We start from the raw sequence: 18,715 nt of genomic DNA, 5'->3' as shown, positions 1-18,715 counted from the left end.
GCGGGCCTGGCGATGCGCGGACACGTTCAGCCACGTTCATCGTCGTCAGTGCCGTCCAACGCAATCTTGATCGGATGCGAAGCTTCCGCGGGCGATGCTGCAGCCACGGTAGATCGCCGTGACAGCGGAGAACCAGCAATGAACAAAGACGTCATTTCCGGCAAGTGGACCCAGATCAAGGGCCAGGCCCAGGCGAAGTGGGGCGACCTCACCGACGATGTATTCGATGTCGCCGAAGGCGACGCCAAGTACCTGGCCGGCAAGCTGCAGGAGCAGTACGGCTGGGAGCGCGAGCGCGCCGAACAGGAGGTGCGCGATTTCGAGCGTACGCTCTGAAGCGAGGCGGCAGCCCTCGCGCGGCGAGACTGCCGGGCGACGCCCTCGGAAGGGCCGGCGGATGCCGGCCCTTCCTCGTTGCGCCTGCGGGCAACGCCGCTTCCGGCCCGCGACGGGACGCGCCCGGCCGCGATGCGGTCACGGATCGGGCACGAAGCCGCCTGGGAAGGCGCTTGGCCGCGGCGCGTGGTGGCGGGCGTGGCGCCATGCCGGAATGCCCAGCGCCGCAAGCCGCTGCGGCGTGTCGTAGCGGAGCTGCAGGACCTGAGCCGGGCGCCGGCTGGCGCGTACGAAGTCGGTGCGGCTTGCCGGCGACCATTCGCGTTGGCCATGCCCGGTACCCAGGCGCTGGGGCGCGGCCTCCTGGCCGTGCGCCGAAAGGTCCGCCTCGGCGGCGGCAGGCGCTGCGCGCCGCTCGGCGCGCCCGGCGATCGGCGCCGGGGGATGGGGCGCGTAGGACTCGCGCGGCGGCCTGCGCTCGCGGAACACCGCCACGCCGATCACCCCGACGTGGTCGGGCCGTCCGGTGCGTGCGGCATAGCTGTCCGGCAGCGCGGTGAACACGAATTGCGCCACCTCGCCCAGCGACTTGCGCCAGCCGGCGATCTCGGTGCTCTGCCACGGCGCGAGCACGTAGCCGGCCTGGGCCGGATCTGCGGTCTCGCCGGTGACCGCGTTGACGCCGTCGACCGACAGCACCACCAGCACCCGTTCGCCGCTGGTGTTGGTCAGGCGCACCGCGTACCGGTGCCCGGGAGAGCCGGCGATCCAGGTCTCGCCGCGGTGGCGGTGCTGTTCCAGCCAGCCGCCATGGTCGCGGTCGACGATGTCCAGGCGCACCGGATGGCCGGCGCGGGCGGGAGAACAGGCGATCGCTGCGAACAGCAGGACGATCGACGGCAGCAGACGGGACATGGGCGCTTCTCCGGTTCGTTCCATGGGGAGAACGCGACTTGGCCGCGAACGGGGTTGCGCGGTGGAACGGGCGGCCCGGTGCGCGCCCTCCGCGGCCGCCGCGGCGGCGCCAGCGGTTAAACTTCTTCCCGGTTTCCAGCCCGGCTGCGTAATGTCCCGATCCTCCGTCCGCGTCCTGACCGGTATCACCACCTCCGGCACCCCGCACCTGGGCAACTACGTCGGTGCGATCCGTCCGGCGGTGGCCGCCAGCCGCGACGCCGACGTCGAGAGCTTCTATTTCCTCGCCGACCTGCACGCCCTGATCAAGGTGCAGGAGCCGGCGCGGGTGCAGCGCTCGACCCTGGAAATCGCCGCGGCTTGGCTGGCCTGCGGGCTGGACCCGGAGCGGGTGCGCTTCTACCGGCAGTCCGACATTCCCGAGATCACCGAGCTGACCTGGCTGCTGACCTGCGTGGCCGGCAAGGGGCTGCTCAACCGCGCCCACGCCTACAAGGCGGCTGTGGATCGCAACCGCGCCGACGGCGAGGACGACGATGCCGGGATCAGCGCCGGACTGTTCATGTACCCGGTGCTGATGTCCGCCGACATCCTGCTGTTCAACGCCGGACGGGTACCGGTCGGGCGCGACCAGATCCAGCACATCGAGATGGCGCGGGACTTCGGCCAGCGCTTCAACCATCTCTACGGCGAACACTTCGCCCTGCCCGAGGCGGCGATCGAGGAGCACGTTGCCACGCTCCCGGGGCTCGACGGGCGCAAGATGAGCAAGAGCTACGACAACGTGATCCCGCTGTTCGCGCCGCGCGAGCAGCTGCGCAAGCTGGTGTTCTCCATCGTCACCGACTCGCGCGCGCCCGGCGAGCCCAAGGACACCGAGCAATCGGCCCTGTTCGAGATCTACCGCGCCTTCGCCACCTCGGACGAGACCGCGGGCATGCGCCGCGCATTCGCCGAGGGCATTGCCTGGGGCGATGCGAAGCAGCGAGTGTTCGAGCGCATCGACGGCGAGATTGCGCCGTTGCGCGCCCGCTACGAGGCGCTGGTCGCCGAGCCGCAGGTCATCGAGCGGCAGCTGCGCGAAGGTGCCGCGCGCCTGCGCGAGGAGCGCGCGATCCCGTTCCTGGCGCGGCTGCGCGGCGCCGTGGGCCTGGCGCCGCTGGACCGGCCGCTGCTGCGGCAGGCGGGCGCCGGCGACGCATCGCCGCGGTCCGCGCCGCCGCAGTTCAAGCAGTACCGCGAGACCGACGGCCGGTTCCACTTCAAGCTGGTCGACGGCGAGCGCCTGCTGCTGCAGGGCGCGGGCCAGGCATCGCCGCGCGACACCGGACAGCTGATCGCGCGGCTCAAGCGCGAGGCCGGGGCGGGGCTGCGGGAGGCTGCAGGCAACGTCGAACTCGACGGCCAGCCGGTGGGCACGCTCGCCGGCGATGCGACGCTGCAGGAGCTCGTCGCCGCGCTGGCGCGCCTGGCTGCCGTGGACGCATGAATCCGCTGGTCGAGCTCAACCTGGCGCTGGTGCTGTTCCTGCCCTGGTTCCTGATCCTCGGCACGCTGTTCTGGCTGTACCCGCGCCAGCCCCGCGGCGGTGCGCGGCGCGCGTTCGACGCCGTTGCGCTGCTGCTGGCGCTGGCGGCCTTCCTGGCCAGCGTGCACTGGTCCTACGGCAGCGCAGATCCGGCGTACGGGCGGATGTGGCGGCAGGTGCTGGCCACCGCGATCGGCTATGGCGCGTACCTGGCGGTGATGACCATCGCATTTCTGGTCCGTGCGCGCTGGTTGCGGGGGCGCTGAGCGCGGCGACCTGCGACCAAAGCCGCATCCCGGGCTCTGCGATGTCCGCCTACACTCCGTGGACGATCCCGCGGCGCGGGCCCCGCCCGGCAAGTGCGGGCTTCGGAGCCGGAAGCAGCGGAGCAAGCTCCGCTCTACGGCACGTCACCCCTTTGCGAGCGCGTCATGAGCGATCCGCATGACATCGTCACCATCGACACCGGCTACCAGCGGCCGCGCTTCTGCGCGGCCTACCTGATCGTCGAGCGCGGGCGCGCCGCGTTCGTCGATTGCGGCACCAATCACAGCGTGCCGCGTCTTCTCGCGGCGCTGGAAGCGCAGGGGTTGGCGCCCGATGCCGTCGACAGGGTGATCCTGACCCATGTGCATCTCGACCACGCCGGCGGCGCGGGCGCGCTCATGCGCGAGCTGCCCAATGCCCGTCTGGTAGTGCATCCGCGTGGCGCGCCGCACATGATCGACCCGGCGCGGCTGGTCGCCAGCGCGAAGCAGGTGTATGGCGAGGAGGAGTTCGCGGCCAGCTACGGCGAACTGGTGCCGGTGCCGGAGTCGCGCGTCGAGGCGGCCGCCGACGGCCACGTCGTCGACCTGGGCGGGCGGCCGCTGCTGTGCGCGGACACTCCGGGGCACGCCCGCCATCACCTCGCGGTCTGGGACGCGCGCAGCCGCAGCTGGTTCGCCGGCGACATCTTCGGGCTGTCCTACCGCGAACTGGACACGGCGCGCGGCGCCTTCGCGATCCCGACCACTTCGCCGGTGCAGTTCGATCCGGCGCAGATGCGGGCGTCGGTGCGGCGCATGCTCGGCGAGGCGCCCGAGGCGGTCTACGTGACCCACTACGGCCGCGTCACCGATGTCCAGCGGCTGGGCGCGGACCTGATCGCCCAGGTCGAGGCGATGGTTGACGCCGCGCGCGCGCTCGCCGACGATCCGCAGCGCCATCGGCGGCTGGTCGAGGCGCTGGTCCGGCTCTACGTCGAGCGCGCCCAGCGCCACGGCGTGGCCGATGCGCGTCGGCGCGTGCCGGAGCTGCTGGGGATGGACATCGACCTCAACGCCCAGGGACTGGAGGTCTGGCTCGACCGCGCCGAGGCCTGACGGCGGCTGCTCAGTGGCCGTCGTCCGCGGCGGCGGATTGCGCCGCCTGGCGGTAGAGCGCGTACTCGTCCCGGTCCAGCGCGAACCACTGCAGGGCGAACACGGCCGCGGCGCGGTCCTCGGCCGGGGCCTGCGCGTCGCTGGCCAGCCACAGCAGGCCGTCCTTGAGCCGCTCGGACCGGACGCGGGTGGCGACGATGCCGCCGACCGCGGCGCGCCTCACCTCGGGCGCGTCGTCGATCAGGGCGCGGCCGAGCGCTTCCTCCGCAGCGGCCGGCTCGCTCCACTGCGCGAACTGCACCACGCTGCGGCCGCGGATCTCCGGATCCGGATGCGCGGTGAGGGCCTCGAGCCCGCGCACGAGCGGCGCGGCGTCCTCGACCGGCATCACCGCGGGGGCGGCGAGCTCCACGTAGCGCTGCAGAACCGCGGGGTCGCGTTCGGCCTGCAGTCCCTGCGCCACCGTGTCGCGCACCTCGGGACGGTCCAGCGGGAACGCGTCGAGCAGCGCAAGGCCGCGCCGGCGCGCCTCCGCGTCGCCGCTGTCGGCCAGCGCGAGGGCGGAGCGCAGCACGTCGTCGTTGCCGACCTCGCGCAACAGCGCCAGCAGCGCGCCGCGTTCGTCTTCCTCGGCCGCGGTGGCATAGCGCTGCAGCAGCTGCTGCAGGAACGCGGGATCGCGCAGCGCGCGCGCGCGCTGCGCGCCGATGCCGGCCCCAGCCGCCGCCGGGGCCACGCCGGACGTGACCCCGCGGTCGGTTCCAGGCTTGTGGACCGTGGGATCGGGGGCCGGGGCCTCCATCGCAGCTTCGCCGCCAGGGCCCGCGCGCTGGCCGTACCAGGCGCCGGCGGCGAAGCCCAGGACGAGGGCGGCCGCGAGCGCCAGCAGCAGCCGCCCGCCGCTCATCGTGCTCCCGGCGCGCCGGGCCGGCGGTCAGCAGCGGGGCGCGACGAATCCATTCGAGCCGGTGTAGGTGTACGCATCGGGAATGAAGCGTCCGGCGCCGATGCGGTTCCAGATGTTGCTGGTGCCGTAGTAGCCGCTGATGCTCTGGCCGGTGGTCTGGCACTGGATGTTGACGCTGGCGCCGTTGGCCAGCGAGCCGACCACCGAGTAGCTGGTGCTCGGGCCGGCGCGCACGTTGAGATTGGCGCCGTTGGTGCGCACCGTGCCGGAAGCGCCGCCGCCGCAGCCGTTGCGGCTGGTGTAGTTGCGGGTGCCGTAGTAGTGCACCCCGGAGCCGTTGAACTTGATGCTCGTGGCCGAACCGTTGTAGCGCTGCTCGTAGTGCAGGTGCGGCCCGCTCGATCCCCCGGTGGAGCCGACCGTGCCGATCTTCTGCCCGCGCGAGACGCGCTGCCCCACCGAGACGCTCCACGAGTTGAGGTGCGCGTAGTAGCTGGTCCAGCCGCTGCCGTGGTTGATCACCACGTACCTGCCGTAGCTGGTGTTGCCGAGGTTGCGTACGACGCTGACGGTGCCGGCGGCGGAGGCGACCACGGTGTCGCCGAAATCGTTGGCGCGGTTGAAATCGATCGATCGCTGCGGATTGTGGTTGGTACGCGTCTGCCCCGACCAGGTCTGGTTGCAGGGAAACGGCATCTGGAACGCGGGCGCGGCCTCGGCGGCGGCGGCGAACAGGATCATCGACGACAGGACGGACAGGCGAAGGATGTTGCGGCGCATGCTGGTCTCCCCGGCAACATGGTGGCGGGCGACACTCCCCGGGTGTCGCGGCTGGGCGCGGCGGTCGCGCCAGACCGACCCTACCGCGCCGGAGCGATGCGGTCTGCTGGGGTAAACCCGTGCCCCTGAGCGACCGGTGTCGCGGTCCGGTGCGCGGCTGGCACCGTCAGTCCCAGGTGTTGAGGTGCGGGCCGAGCGGTTCGCGCTGCGGGCGTACGATGCAGAAGCGATGGCCGGTGGGCGCCTCCATCACCCACCAGCGCTCGACGAAGGCGATCTTCCTCGCGCCGAGCTTCTCCAGGCGCGCGGCCTCGGCGTCGATGTCGTCGGCCTCGATGTCCAGGTGGATGCGCGATTCGTGGTCGACCTTCTGCAGCAGCAGGATCGGTTCGTCCCGAGCGGTCTTCAGCGCGGCGTACTTGCCGTCGCCGTCCTCTTCGAGGGTTTCGACCGGTTTGCCGAGCGCTTCGCTCCAGAACTCGACGGCGGCCTTCAGGTCCCCGGTATTGCAGTCGAGGACGAAGGTGGACAGGCGGCTGTGGTGGGCCATGACGTTCTCCCGTGGATGTTGTTCCCCGCCAATCACCAATCACCAATCACGAGCCCTGCCCCAAATCGTCGAGCATCGCGCGCAGGAACCGCGCCGCCTCGCCGCCGGTGCAGGCGCGGTGGTCGAAGGTGAGCGACAGCGGGATCACCTTGTGCGATTCGAAGCCGCCGATCACCGGGGCGATCTGGTGGCGGGCGCGGCCGGCGGCGACGATCGCCACGCACGGCGGCACGATCACCGGGGTGGCGTAGCGGCCGGCGAACATGCCGAAGTTGGAGAGCGAGATGGTGTATCCGGTCAGCTCGCTGGCCGGCAGGCTGCGCTCCATCGCCTGGGTGCGCAGGCGGTCCACGCCCTCGCGCACGCCGGCGGCGTCGAGCACGTCGGCGTTGCGCAGCGCCGGCACGAACAGGCCCTCGTCGGTATCCACGGCGATGCCGATGTCGACGTGCGGGTGCAGGGTGCGGGTCAGGGCGTCGCCGTCGAACCAGGCGTTGAGCGCCGGCACCGCCTTCGCCGCCGTGCAGATGGCGCGCACCAGCCGCACCGTCATGTCGTTGCCGGGCGTCCAGGCATGGATGTCGGCATCGTCGGCGAGCGTGGTCGGCACCACCTTCGCGTGGGCATCGGCCATCACCCGCGCCATGTTGCGGCGCACGCCCTTGAGCTGCTCCGGCTGGCCGCTGGCGGCGACCGTGGGCGGCTGGGTGCGCATCGGCCGGCCGGTCGCCGACAAAGCCGTGCGTTGGTCCGCACGGCGGGTTACCGGCGCCGCGGCCGTCTCGCTGGCCCCGGGTGCGGTCCGCGCCGCGCCCCGCGCGGTTGCCGGGCCCGCCCCGGCGCGCGCGCTGCCATCGGCGGCGGCCTGCTTCACGTCGGCCATGGTGACCACGCCGTCGGCGCCGGTGGCGCGTACGCGCGCCAGGTCGACCTTGAGCTTGCGCGCCAGCGCGCGCACCGCCGGCATCGCCTTCACCCCGCCGACCGAACTGGCGCGCTCGCTGTGCACGGTGTCGGAGGACTGCATCGCCCCGACCACGGTGCCGCTGTCGGCGCGCTCGCCGTCGCCGTCGCCGGGCTCGCCCTGGGGCGGCGTTTCGCCCTCGTCGGAGATCGCGCCACCGTCGTCGGAGGCCACCACCTTGTCGCCGCCGCTGGGAGCGGGGCTGCCGGTGCCCTTGGGAGGGCCGTGGTGGTGCCCCGTATCCTGGCCCTCGGCACGCTGCGGCAGGGACGGGTCGATCTCGAACTCGGCCAGCACCGCGCCGGTCTCGATCACGTCGCCGGGCTCGCCGGCCAGCTTGAGTACCTTGCCCGATACCGGCGAGGGCACCTCGACCACGGCCTTGGCGGTCTCCATCGACACCAGCGGATCGTCCAGGCGGATGGTGTCGCCCACCTTGACGGACCACTCGACGATGGTGGCGTCGGGCAGGCCTTCGCCGAGGTCGGGAAGCTTGAAGGTTTTCGTGTCGGCCATGTCGGTCGTTGTCCTGTTCGTCCGCGCCCGGTCGGGCGCCGGCGGTTGTTTCGTCGTACGGTCCCGCTGCGCCGTGGCGTTCAGCCCGCCGCCATCGCCCGCTTCGCCGCGGCGACCACCCGGTCGACGCTCGGCAGGTACTTCATCTCCAGCCGGAACAGCGGGATGTGGGTGTCGTAGCCGGTGACGCGCTCGACCGGCGCCAGCAGGTCGTACATCGACTCCTCGGCCAGGCGCGCGGCGATCTCCGCGCCGAAGCCGGCCGTCTTCGGCGCCTCGTGCACGATCACGCAGCGGCCGGTCCTGGCCACCGACTCGGCGATGGTGTCGAAGTCGAGCGGCCTGAGCGTGGCCACGTCGATCACCTCGGCGGAGATGCCTTCATCCGCGAGCCGGTCGGCGGCCTCAAGGGTTTCCTTCACCTGCGCGCCCCAGGTGACCAGGGTGATGTCGTCGCCGTCGCGCAGCACGTAGCAGACATCGAGCGGCAGGGCCTCGCCGTCATCGGGCACGAGTTCCTTGTACTGGCGGTAGATGCGCTTGGGTTCGAAGTAGATCACCGGGTCCGGGTCGCGGATCGCCGCCAGCAGCAGGCCGTAGGCGCGCGCCGGCGACGAGGGCATGACCACGCGCAGGCCGGGCACGTTGGTGAAGATCGCCTCGTTGGCCTCGCTGTGGTGCTCGGGCGCGCGGATCCCGCCGCCCCAGGGCACCCGCAGCACCATCGGACAGTGCAGCCGGCCGCGGGTACGGGTGCGCAGGCGCACCGCGTGGCAGACGATGTGGTCGACCATCGGGTACATGAAGCCGTCGAACTGCGCCTCGGCCACCGGCTTCATGCCTTGCGCGGCCATGCCCACGGTGAGCCCGGCGATGGTGGTCTCGTCCAGCGGGGTGTCGAGCACGCGTTCGTCGCCGAAGCGCTGCTGCAGCCCGGCGGTGGCGCGGAACACGCCGCCGTTGACGCCGACGTCTTCGCCCAGCACCACCACGCTGTCGTCATTGCGCATCTCCCAGGCCAGCGCCTGGGTGATGGCCTCGATCAGGGTGATGGGGGTATCGGTCTTCGCAGGCGTCGCGGCTTCCGTCGCTTTTCCCGAGGCCTTCTTCGCGGGGGCGGCCTTGGCCGCGCTCACGTGCGCTTCTCCAGGGCGATGGCGGCCGCGCGCTGGGCCAGCAGATCTGCGGGCGGGTCGGCGTAGAGGTAGTCGAACATCGCCTCCACCGGCTGCACCTTGGATTCGAGGTAGGCGTTGATCTCGGCATCCACGCGCTTGCCGCATTCTTCCGCCCAGGCTTTTTCCTTCTTTTCGTCCCAGAGCTTGCTGGCGGCGAGAAAGGCGCGCAGGCGCGGGATCGGGTCGCGCTTCCAGGCCTCCTTCACCTCCTCCTCGGAGCGGTAGCGGCGGGCGTCGTCGGCGGTGGTGTGGTCGTGCAGGCGGTAGGTCAGGAACTCGATGACGGTGCCGCCGTCGCCGTTCCGCGCGCGCTCGGTGGCGCGGCGCATGCCCTCCATCACGGCAACGAGGTCGTTGCCGTCCACCTGCAGGCAGTGCAGGCCTCCGGCGATGCCCTTCTGGGCCAGGGTCTTGGCCCCGGTCTGCGCCGAGCGCGGCACCGAGATCGCCCAGCCGTTGTTGATCACGCACAGCACCAGCGGCAGGGTGTACGCGCCGGCGGAGTTGAGCGCCGCGTAGAAGTCGGTCTTCGAGGAGCCGCCGTCGCCGCAGCAGGCCACCGCGAGCCGCGGCTCGCGGCGCAGCTTGAACGCCAGCGCGGCCCCGGCAGCGTGCAGGCACTGGGTGGAGATCGGCACCGACCAGGAAAAGTCGTGGCGTGGCACCTCGAAGTCGTTGCCGCGCTCGTCGCCGCCCCAGTACATCAGCACCTCGCGCGGGTGCACGCCGCGCATGAACTGCGCGCCGTACTCGCGGTAGCTGGGCGCGAACACGTCTTCGGGCTGCATCGAGGCGCCGATGCCGATGTGGGTGGCCTCGTGGCCGAGGCAGGAGGCATAGGTGCCGAGCTTGCCGGTGCGCTGCAGCGCGATCGACTTGGTGTCGAAGGTGCGCACGAACAGCATTTCCTTGAACAGCGGCAGCAGGGTCGCCGGGTCGGCGAAGGCCGCCGGGAGGTCGGCGCTCGGTTTGCCGTCCGGGCCGAGGTATTGCAGGTACTCGATCTCGAAAGTCGCGGCGACGGTCATGCGCAGGGTGGTCGGTTTCGGGGCCGCCAATGTTAACCGTTCCACCGTAACGGCCCGTTGCGCGTTGCGTCATGACATGAACGGACGGCTGTGCCGGGGATTGCCCCAGGATCGCGGCGGCTCCGCAGGAGCGTGCCATGCACGCGAAAGCCCTCGCCGGCTCCGATGGCGGGAATCATCGTTCGCGGCGGCCGGAGCCCCCCGCGGCCTTCGCGGCCACGGGCCGCTCCTACGGACACAAAAGAAACCCCGGCCGAAGCCGGGGTTCTGGGCGACCTTCCTGATGAAGCCCGCGGTCAGGGCGTGAAGCTCGCCCGCAGCGAGACCCGGGCATGGGCGCGTTCGCCGACCAGGCGGACGTACCAGGTGCCGGCCGCGGGCGCGCCGACGTGGACGACCTCGTTGTTGCCCGGCCGCGCCGAGCGGGCGTCGTACTCGTCTCCGGTGGGCTGCTCGCCGTGACGCAGGTACAGGGTCACGTCGCCGCTGCCTCCGTAGCTGAGGACGCGCAGGTTGCGCGCGCCTTCCGGCAACTCGATCCGGTACAGGTGCGCCTCGCCGGCCGCGCCTTCCAGCCCGGTCACGGCCACGCCGTTCTGCAGCTCTGGCACCTCGGGCGGCTGCTCGGTCACCTCGATCGAGGCGCTGGCGTCGTTGTCGCCTTCGTCCGGATCGCTGGTCTGCGAGGTGGCGGCGGCCGCCAGCACCACGCTGGCGCCCACCGCGCTCCCCGGCGCGGTGGCGCTCAGGCCGAACACCGCCTCCGCGCCGGCGTCCAGCGCGTCGGCGGTGCAGGCGACCGAGGTGCTGTCGCTGCCGCTGGTGGGGGCGTCGCAGCTCCATCCCGCCGGGGCCGAGACCGCCAGGTCGGCGAGCTGCGCATCCAGCGAGAACCCGACGCCCGGGAACAGCGCCTGGTCCGGACCGTCGTTGGTCACCGTCACCGCGTACTCCAGCGCGCCGCCGACCATGACGCTGGACGCGACCGCCTCGGCCATCACCGCCAGGTCGGCGAAGCTGAGCGCGCCGATCCGCACCAGCAACATGGTCGGGTCGTGGTCGGACAGTCGGGTCGGCGTGTCCGGGTCGTTGCGCGCCACCACCGGGAAGTCGGCGTTGATGCGCGCGTGGCTGATCGCGTAGCCGTCGACGTCGGGCGAGGAGACGATCGCGTCGTTGATCAGCACGTGATCCAGCGATTGCGCCTGGTAGTCGAACACGAAGGAGTAGCGTTCCTCGGCTGGAGCGTCGAGGGTGGTGTTGCGCAGGTCGGGATCGACCAGGTCGGTGCCGTCGCCGTCCACCGCGGTCTCGTCGTCCGGCGACGGAACGCCGGTGACAACGCCCAGGGCGTCGACGTAGCCGTCGTTGAACTGGAAGGCGTTGAAGTCGCCCAGCACGGCGATGTTGCGGGCGGGGTCGGCGTCCTGCATGCCGTCGATCACGCCGGCCAGGTACTCGGCCTGGGCCTGACGCTTGGCGCGCACGCGCTGGCCGCCGGTGGTCCAGCCGCTGCTGCCGGGGTCCTCGCTGTCGATGCCGCTGAGCGAGCGCTGGTGCACCACGATCGCGGTCACCGGGAAGCTGCGGCCGTCGGCGAAATGCACCACCGCGTCCATCACCAGCGGCGGGCGGTCGTTGAGCAGCGTCGCCGAGCCGTCCGGATTGTCGAGCATCGCGTCGGCACCGACCTGCTCGACCGCCAGAACCTCGACCCGCGGCACGCCGGCGGCCACCTCTCCGGTGCGGGCGAGGAAGCCGACGTCGATGCCGCCGACGTCGTTGCCTTCCTCGAGCCAAGCGACGTAGCCGGGGTCCGGCTGGCCGGCATCGACCGCGTCGGCGTTGATGCGCCCGGCGAGGGCCTGCAGCACCGCCAGGTTCTCGACCTCGGTCACGCCGAGCACGTCGGGCGTGTGGAGGAACTGGCGGATGCCGATGGAAGCCTTGTTGAGGCGGCGTTCGAGCGCTTCCGGGGTCAGCACCGGATCGCCGGTCGCCGGGTCGTTCTCGGTGTCGAAGAAGCGCTCGAGGTTGTAGGTCGCGAAGGTGGCGTGGTCGGGCGTGGGCAGCTCCGCCGGGCGCGGCTGGCCGGCCTCGCCGCACTCGACCGCCAGTTCGCCCTCCGGGTAGATGGTGAAGCGGCGGAAGGTGTAGTCGAGCGGGCCGGTCAGCGAGCCGTCGACGATCTCGCAGCCGGCCGCCACGTCGGCCGCCGGGGCGCCGATGGTGGTGCTGTTGACCGCGATCAGCTCCGGGTTGAAATCCCAGCGCGGGATGTCGGTGGCGGTGCTGCCGGTAGGGTCGGGATCCGGGATCTGGATGCCGGGCTCGCGGAACGGCCGCGCGGTGCCGGTCACCACCACGGCGAAGCGGCCGTTGCTGGTGCCGGTGGCGGACGGTTCGTTGGTGAAGCCGCCGGTCGGCGCGACCACGGTGAAGCTGGGCGCGGTCACGCGCATGCCTTCGAGGTGCTCGAGCTGCTCCAGGCCGCCATCGGCGGTCGGCGTCTCGACGGTGAGCGCCACCGGCGCCGGAAGCGCGTGGCCGCTGGACAGCAGCACCACCGAGGGCGAGACGATCTCGGTCAGCGGAAGCTGGTGCGGATCGGCGGCCGGGATGTACTCATCGACGGTGCCCTGCACCAGCACCCGGTTGCCGACAGCGGCTGCGTCCGGCGGCGCGCCGCCGGTGAACACGAACACGCCTTCCGAGGTGGCCGGGTTGCCGTCGTCCTCGCCGTCGGCGCTCTGCAGGAAGAAGCCGTTGTTCTTGCGTCCGGTGACGATGCCCTCGGTGGCGACGGCCTGGCCGTCGTACGGCGAGAGCTGCCCGCTGCCCTGGATCTGGTGGATGGCGAGGGTCTCGACGTCGTCGTTGAGGATGGTGCCGGTGGCCTCCTCCCGGGCGATGAGCGCGCCGCTGGCGTTCTCCAGGACGACGAGGAAGGTCTCGTCCGGTTCGGTGGCGGTATCGCCGATCACGTCGATGGTGATCGTGACCGAGGTCTGGCCCTCGGCGAGGGCGACCGAGCCGCTGGCGGCCAGGTAGTCCTCGCCGGCCACGGCGGTGCCGTCGGCGGTGGCGTAGTCCACGCTGACGCCGTCGGCGCCCGCGGGCTGGTTGAGGCTGATGGTGAAGAAGAACGGCGTAGTACCGCTGTCGCCCTCCGCGGCGCTGGTATCGGCGATGCTCAGGTACGCTTCACCGCCGCCGCCGCAGACGTTGGGAATGGCGGCGCTGTTGCGCGGCGCCGGAGTGGCGGCGCCGAAGTCGGCGGCGTTGTCGTCGCTGTCGGTGCAGCCGGCCTCGGCGCGGAACGCCGCGGTCGAGCTGTTCAGCGCGGGCGCCGTGCCCCCGCCCTCGAAGTAGTTGGCGCCGCCGAACCCGACCAGGTCCAGGATCAGCGCCTCCTGCGCCGGCGTGCAGGGGGTGCTGCCGCCGTTGCAGCCCAGGCTGGTGGTGGAGTCGACCAGGGCCGCCTTGCCCGAGGCCGCGGCCATGTTGATCGTGCCGGAGGCGTCGGCCGCGGGCAGCGGCGCACCGGTGCTGCCGCCGGCCAGGGCGACCAGGTAGTACTGCCCGGGCTCGACGGTATCGCCGGGCAGGACCACGATCTGCGTCGCACTGGCGCCGAAGTTGCCGGTGCCGGTGGCGCTGGCGTATTGCAGCGATTTGCCGGCCAGCGAAACCGGGTCGCCGCCGCGGTTGAACAGCTCGACGTAGTCGTTGGTGAAGGTGGCGCCGCTGTTGCCGCCGCCGCCGTAGACTTGGCTGATGACCACCTGGGCCTGGGCGGAACCGATGCCGCAGGAAAGAAGCAAGGCCAGCCAGAGCTGGCGACCGATACCGCGCATGAGTGGTACTCCCCTGGAAAAGAGATGCTTTTCCGGCCCCCCGGCTACCCGATTGTGCACCGAAGCGATGGCGTTTGCATGACGGCGCCCCGGCCCGTTTGCGCTACCCTGCATCGATGACCATCGAACGCAACGAGCGCCCGCTCGAGGCCGGCATCCATACCGACCTCGACGGCCGCCTGACCTACGCCGGCTACCTGCGCCTGGACCGCCTGCTGGCGGCGCAGCAGCCGCTGTCCGATCCGCCGCACCACGACGAGATGCTGTTCATCGTCCAGCACCAGGTCTCGGAGCTGTGGATCAAGCTGGTGATCCACGAGCTCACGGCGGCGATCGCCCACCTGCGCCGCGACGAAGTCTGGCGCTGCCGCAAGGTGCTCGCGCGCTGCAAGCAGGTGTTGCGGCAGCTGACCGAGCAGTGGTCGGTGCTGGAGACCCTGACGCCGGCCGAATACCTGGAGTTCCGCGGCATCCTCGGCCCGTCTTCCGGGTTCCAGTCGCTGCAGTACCGCACCATGGAGTTCCTGCTGGGCAACAAGAACGCGGGCATGTTGCGGGTGTTCGCCCATGATCCGGAAGGGCAGGCCGGGCTGCGCTCGGTGCTGGAGGCGCCGAGCCTCTACGACGAGTTCCTGGGCTACCTTGCGCGCTGGGGGCACGTCGTCCCGCAGCGCCACCTGGAGCGCGACTGGAGCCAGCCGCACGCGCTGGACCGCGAGCTGCTTCCGGTGCTCGGCGCGATCTACGAGGACACCGACCGCTACTGGCGCGAGTACTCGCTGTGCGAGGACCTGGTGGACCTGGAGACGCAGTTCCAGCTGTGGCGCTTCCGCCACATGCGCACGGTGATGCGGATCATCGGCTTCAAGCGCGGCACCGGCGGCTCGAGCGGCGTGGGGTTTCTCAAGCAGGCGCTGGAACTGACCTTCTTCCCCGAGCTGTTCGAGGTGCGCACCCACATCGGCCCGGCGCCGGAGCCGGGCCCCTGACCGCGCCCCGCACGGTCGGCCCCCCGGTAGGAGCGGCCCATGGCCGCGAAAGCCGCGGGCGGCTCCGGCGGGATCGGCGGTGATTCCCGGCATTGGCCACCGCGCCGGCCTTCGCGTGCATGGCACGCTCCTACGGGGGCGCCCTGTGGATCGGCTTCCGCAGGAGCGGCCGATGGCCGCGAAAGCCGCGGGTGGTTCCGGCGGAACTGGCGGTGATTTCCGGCATTGGCCGCCCCGCCCGCCTTGCGAGGCGCGGTGCTGCTAGGATGCGGCGATTCATCCCAGCGACAGGAGCCCGCGCATGAGCCAGCAGCCCAGCCCGGAGGGCGCGATCGCCTCGCGCAACCTGGTGACCCGATTCCTCGATGCGGTCGAGCGCGTCGGCAACAAGCTGCCGGATCCGGCGATGCTGTTCCTGATCCTGATGGTGGTGGTCTGGGTGGTCTCGGCGCTGCTGGCCAATGTCGACTTCGCCGAGCTCGACCCGCGCAGCGGCGATCCGATCCAGATCCGCAACATGCTCGCCGGCGCCAGCTTCACCGAGTTCATGGCGCAGATGGTGCGCACCTTCGTCAATTTCGCGCCGCTGGGCGTGGTGCTGGTGGCGATGCTGGGGCTGGGCGTCGCCGAGCATACCGGCTTCATCAGCGCCGGGCTGCGGGCGATCCTGTCGTTCACGCCGAAGATGCTGCTCACCCCGGTACTGATCGCGGTCGGCGTGCTGAGCCACGTCGCGGTGGACGCCGGCTACGTGCTGGTGATCCCGCTGGGCGCGGTGATCTTCTACGCCGCCGGCAGGCATCCGCTGGCCGGCATCGCCGCGGCGTTCGCCGGCGTGTCCGGCGGCTTTTCGGCGACGCTGTTCGTGCCCTCGAGCCTGGACCCGCTGCTGGCCGGCCTGACCCAGGAGGCGGCACGGATCATCGACCCGGCCGCGGTGATCAATCCGCTCAACAACTATTTCTTCACCACCGCCTCGACCTTCCTGGTGGTCGGGGTGGGCTGGTTCCTCACCGACAAGGTGATCGAGCCGCGGCTGCGCAACACCGAGATCGACGGCGACGTCAGCGAGTTCCAGACCATGGAAGCGCTGGGCTCGCGCGAGCGCAAGGGCCTGCTGCTGGCGGTGCTGGGCATGCTGGTGGCGCTGGTCGTGTTCGCGCTGTCGCTGATGCCGGAGACCTCGGCCTGGCGCGCGCCGGCCGAGGCGGTGCCCGAAGGCGGGCACCCGCTGCTGGTGGCCGCGGCGCCGGTGATGCAGTCGATCGTGGCGCTGATCTTCGTGTTCTTCCTGATTCCCGGCGTGATCTACGGCTACGTCGCCGGCACGGTCAAGAGCCATCGCGACATCATCCAGGGCATGAGCAAGGCGATGGGCAGCATGGCCTACTACATCGTCATGGCGTTCTTCGCCGCGCAGTTCATCTATGCGTTCGGGCAGAGCAACCTCGGCGCGCTGCTGGCGATCAAGGGCGCCGCGTGGCTGCAGGCGATGGGGTTCCCGATGGGCATCACCCTGATCGGCATCGTGCTGCTGTCGGGCTTCGTCAACCTGATGGTGGGCTCGGCGTCGGCCAAGTGGGCGCTGATCGGCGCGATCATGGTGCCGATGCTGATGCAGCTGGGCGTGTCGCCGGACCTGACCCAGGCGGCGTACCGGGTCGGCGATTCCAGCACCAACATCATCACCCCGCTGCTGCCGTACTTCCCGCTGGTGGTGGTGTTCTGCCAGCGCTACGTGAAGTCGGCCGGCATCGGCACGCTGCTGGCGCTGATGCTGCCGTTCTCGATCACCCTGCTGGTGGTGTGGACTGGCTTCCTGCTGGCCTTCTGGGGCCTGGGCATCCCGCTGGGCGTGGGCGCGACCTACGCCTACCCGGCGGTGCCCTGACGGTATCGTCGCGCCGGTAGGCGGTGCGGCGATCCCGGGCCCGGCCAGCCGCGCCGGCCTTCGCGTGCATGGCACGCTCCTACGGAATAGCTGGATCGTCCCGAGTCTGTAGGAGCGGCCCATGGCCGCGAAGGCCGCGGGAGCCTCCGATCAGCGCGGCGGTGATGCCGGGCGTGTCCAGGCGCGCCGGCCTTCGCGTGCATGGCACGCTCCTACAGAACGCTGGATCGTCCAGTGCCTGTAGGAGCGGCCCATGGCCGCGAAGGCCGCGGGAGATTTCGACCGGATCGACGGTGATCCCCGGCATCCCGCCGCGCTGGCTTTCGCGCGCATGGCGCACTCGTGCGGAACCGGGGTCGACGCGGCAGTCGCCACGCCGCCAGAAGGAGCGCCTGCCTGCCGTCCCACCGCTGGCGCGTGTGGGTCAGGAATACCCCAGCAGGACCGCGGCCACCAGCGCCACCGCCGCCGCTAGCAGCAGTTTCAGGAACAGCGGCCAGGCGAAGCGGAACCAGCGGTCGTAGGGGATGCCGGCCATGCCCAGGATGGCCATGAGCACGATGTTGGTCGGCAGGATCATGTTGGAAAAGCCGTCGCCGAACTGGAACGCGAGCACCGCGACCTGGCGCTCGATTCCCACCACGTCCGCCAGCGGCGCCATGATCGGCATGGTGGCGAAGGCCTGGCCGGAGCCGGAGGGGATGAAGAAATTGATCAGCGTCTGCATGGCCAGCATGCCGACCGCCGCCAGCTCGGTGCCGACCCAGGAGAGCGGAATCGAAGCGCCGTGGACGATGCTGTGCAGGACCTGGCCGTCCTCCAGGATCAGCGCGATGGAGCGGGCGAAGCCAACGAGCAGGGCGACCACGGCAAGTTCACAAGCGCCGGCGACGAATCGCTTGGCGGTCTCGTCCAGCCCCAGGCGTGCCACCAGGCCGGCGGTCAGCGCCACCGCCAGCCAGATCGCCCCCAACTCGACCAGGTACCAGCCGCGCTGCGACATCCCGTACACCATCGCCGCGATGCCGGCCAGCACGATCAGCCCGATCAGCGCATGGCGACGGTCGAACGGCGGGTACTCGGTCACCGCGCTGTGCCGGGGGTCGTCGAGGTCCGCGACCAGGCTGGCGGCCGGGTCGGCGGCCACGCGCCGCGCGTAGCGCCAGATATGGTGTGCGGCGATCGCGACGAACGGCACGAACAGTGCAAGCCGCAGGCCGATGCCCGAGGTCGGCTGCAGGCCGGCGATCTCCTGCGCCACCAGCACCGTATAGGGGTTGGTCCAGGCGACGCCGTAGCCCACGCAATAGCCGCAGATCATGATGCCCATCGCGGTCATCGCATCCAGGCGCATCGCCATGCATAGCGAGATCAGCACCACGGCGAACGGGATGTACTCGGTGGATACCCCCAGTGTGCCGGAGCCGGCGGTGAACGCCGCGGTGCCGAAGATGATGAGCAGCGCCGGATTGTGGCCGATGCGCTTGAGCAGCCAGCCGAGCAGCGCGTCGATCACCCCGGTGGCGCGCAGCACGGCGATGGCGCCGCCGACGATCAGCAGGAAGAAGATGATCGCCTGGGCGTCGGCCATCGCCCTTGGAATGGCGGTGAACAGCACCGCCGGCGACAGCCACACGCGCTCGTCGTGCACCTGATAGCTGCCCGGTATCACCATCATCCGTCCCGCCTCGTTGGGCGCGGTCTGGAAGCTGCCTTGCGGCAGGAACCAGGTGGCGACCAGCGCCACGATCATGATCATGAACAACAGGACGAGAGTGTGCGGAATGCGGAAGCGATCGGTCATGGGCGGGTCCACGAGGCCGCGTCTCGGCGGGGCGGCCATGCTAACCCAATTCCGGAGGCGCTCCGGCCCGCTGGCGGCGCCCGGGCATCCCGGTGCCGCGACCGTGTA

At 71.0% G+C, this 18,715-nt stretch carries 15 protein-coding genes; 6 read left to right on the top strand and 9 right to left on the bottom strand.

All coding sequences use genetic code 11. The features are described 5' to 3' along the window. Positions 1-138 precede the first annotated feature (138 nt). On the top strand, positions 139-336 hold the full coding sequence (locus H0E84_RS03240) for a CsbD family protein (protein WP_180677187.1): 198 nt from the start codon (positions 139-141) through the stop codon (positions 334-336). Positions 337-474: 138 nt separating this feature from the next. Here H0E84_RS03240 and H0E84_RS03235 read toward each other — a convergent pair whose 3' ends face one another. Then, positions 475-1,251 carry a hypothetical protein gene (locus H0E84_RS03235; protein ID WP_180677186.1) on the bottom strand — a complete coding sequence of 259 codons (777 nt, stop codon included), beginning with the start codon at positions 1,249-1,251 and terminating at the stop codon, positions 475-477. Positions 1,252-1,402: 151 nt separating this feature from the next. Here H0E84_RS03235 and H0E84_RS03230 point away from each other — a divergent pair, with 151 nt between their 5' ends. The 3 genes from H0E84_RS03230 (at position 1,403) to H0E84_RS03220 (ending at position 4,143) form a co-directional block, all read left to right on the top strand. Next, positions 1,403-2,740, top strand: coding sequence for a tryptophan--tRNA ligase (locus tag H0E84_RS03230; RefSeq protein WP_180677185.1), 1,338 nt, complete (start codon positions 1,403-1,405; stop codon positions 2,738-2,740). After that, positions 2,737-3,045 carry a hypothetical protein gene (locus H0E84_RS03225; RefSeq protein ID WP_180677184.1) on the top strand — a complete coding sequence of 103 codons (309 nt, stop codon included), beginning with the start codon at positions 2,737-2,739 and terminating at the stop codon, positions 3,043-3,045. Before H0E84_RS03230 ends, H0E84_RS03225 begins: the two co-directional genes overlap by 4 nt. A 165-nt stretch (positions 3,046-3,210) precedes the next feature. Next, entirely contained in the window at positions 3,211-4,143 is a 933-nt protein-coding gene (locus H0E84_RS03220) for an MBL fold metallo-hydrolase (RefSeq protein WP_180677183.1), read from the top strand. Positions 4,144-4,153: 10 nt separating this feature from the next. Here H0E84_RS03220 and H0E84_RS03215 read toward each other — a convergent pair whose 3' ends face one another. The 7 genes from H0E84_RS03215 to H0E84_RS03185 all read right to left on the bottom strand — a co-directional run bounded on the left by H0E84_RS03215 (position 4,154) and on the right by H0E84_RS03185 (position 13,923). Further along, positions 4,154-5,050 (bottom strand): HEAT repeat domain-containing protein, encoded by an 897-nt coding sequence (locus H0E84_RS03215; protein ID WP_180677182.1) that lies wholly within the window; start codon positions 5,048-5,050, stop codon positions 4,154-4,156. Between the two features lie 27 nt (positions 5,051-5,077). Next, on the bottom strand, positions 5,078-5,830 hold the full coding sequence (locus tag H0E84_RS03210) for a M23 family metallopeptidase (protein ID WP_180677181.1): 753 nt from the start codon (positions 5,828-5,830) through the stop codon (positions 5,078-5,080). 166 nt (positions 5,831-5,996) lie between these two features. Beyond that, positions 5,997-6,380, bottom strand: coding sequence for a VOC family protein (locus tag H0E84_RS03205; RefSeq protein WP_180677180.1), 384 nt, complete (start codon positions 6,378-6,380; stop codon positions 5,997-5,999). 46 nt (positions 6,381-6,426) lie between these two features. Further along, the gene (locus H0E84_RS03200) at positions 6,427-7,860 is read right to left on the bottom strand and encodes a dihydrolipoamide acetyltransferase family protein (RefSeq protein ID WP_180677179.1); all 1,434 of its coding nucleotides are present in this window, start codon (positions 7,858-7,860) and stop codon (positions 6,427-6,429) included. Positions 7,861-7,940: 80 nt separating this feature from the next. After that, positions 7,941-8,912, bottom strand: coding sequence for an alpha-ketoacid dehydrogenase subunit beta (locus tag H0E84_RS03195; RefSeq protein ID WP_345776259.1), 972 nt, complete (start codon positions 8,910-8,912; stop codon positions 7,941-7,943). A gap of 80 nt (positions 8,913-8,992) precedes the next feature. After that, complete coding sequence (pdhA, locus tag H0E84_RS03190) at positions 8,993-10,066, bottom strand: pyruvate dehydrogenase (acetyl-transferring) E1 component subunit alpha (RefSeq protein WP_180677177.1); 1,074 nt, start codon at positions 10,064-10,066, stop codon at positions 8,993-8,995. 296 nt (positions 10,067-10,362) lie between these two features. Further along, positions 10,363-13,923, bottom strand: coding sequence for a Calx-beta domain-containing protein (locus tag H0E84_RS03185; RefSeq protein WP_180677176.1), 3,561 nt, complete (start codon positions 13,921-13,923; stop codon positions 10,363-10,365). A 116-nt stretch (positions 13,924-14,039) separates the two neighbouring features. On the opposite strand from H0E84_RS03185, the gene H0E84_RS03180 reads away from it, so the two are divergent. Continuing rightward, on the top strand, positions 14,040-14,912 hold the full coding sequence (locus tag H0E84_RS03180) for a tryptophan 2,3-dioxygenase (protein WP_180677175.1): 873 nt from the start codon (positions 14,040-14,042) through the stop codon (positions 14,910-14,912). Positions 14,913-15,213: 301 nt separating this feature from the next. Continuing rightward, the gene (locus H0E84_RS03175; RefSeq protein WP_180677174.1) at positions 15,214-16,803 is read left to right on the top strand and encodes an AbgT family transporter; all 1,590 of its coding nucleotides are present in this window, start codon (positions 15,214-15,216) and stop codon (positions 16,801-16,803) included. Between the two features lie 424 nt (positions 16,804-17,227). On the opposite strand, the gene H0E84_RS03170 is transcribed toward H0E84_RS03175, so the two are convergent. Next, positions 17,228-18,607 carry a YfcC family protein gene (locus H0E84_RS03170; protein WP_180677173.1) on the bottom strand — a complete coding sequence of 460 codons (1,380 nt, stop codon included), beginning with the start codon at positions 18,605-18,607 and terminating at the stop codon, positions 17,228-17,230. Positions 18,608-18,715 lie beyond the last annotated feature (108 nt).

Origin of the sequence: Luteimonas salinisoli (assembly GCF_013425525.1) — a bacterium.
GTDB classification, from domain to species: domain Bacteria; phylum Pseudomonadota; class Gammaproteobacteria; order Xanthomonadales; family Xanthomonadaceae; genus Luteimonas; species Luteimonas salinisoli.
Note: the sequence above shows the minus strand (reverse complement) of the source record. Positions and strands in the feature narration are given on the sequence as shown.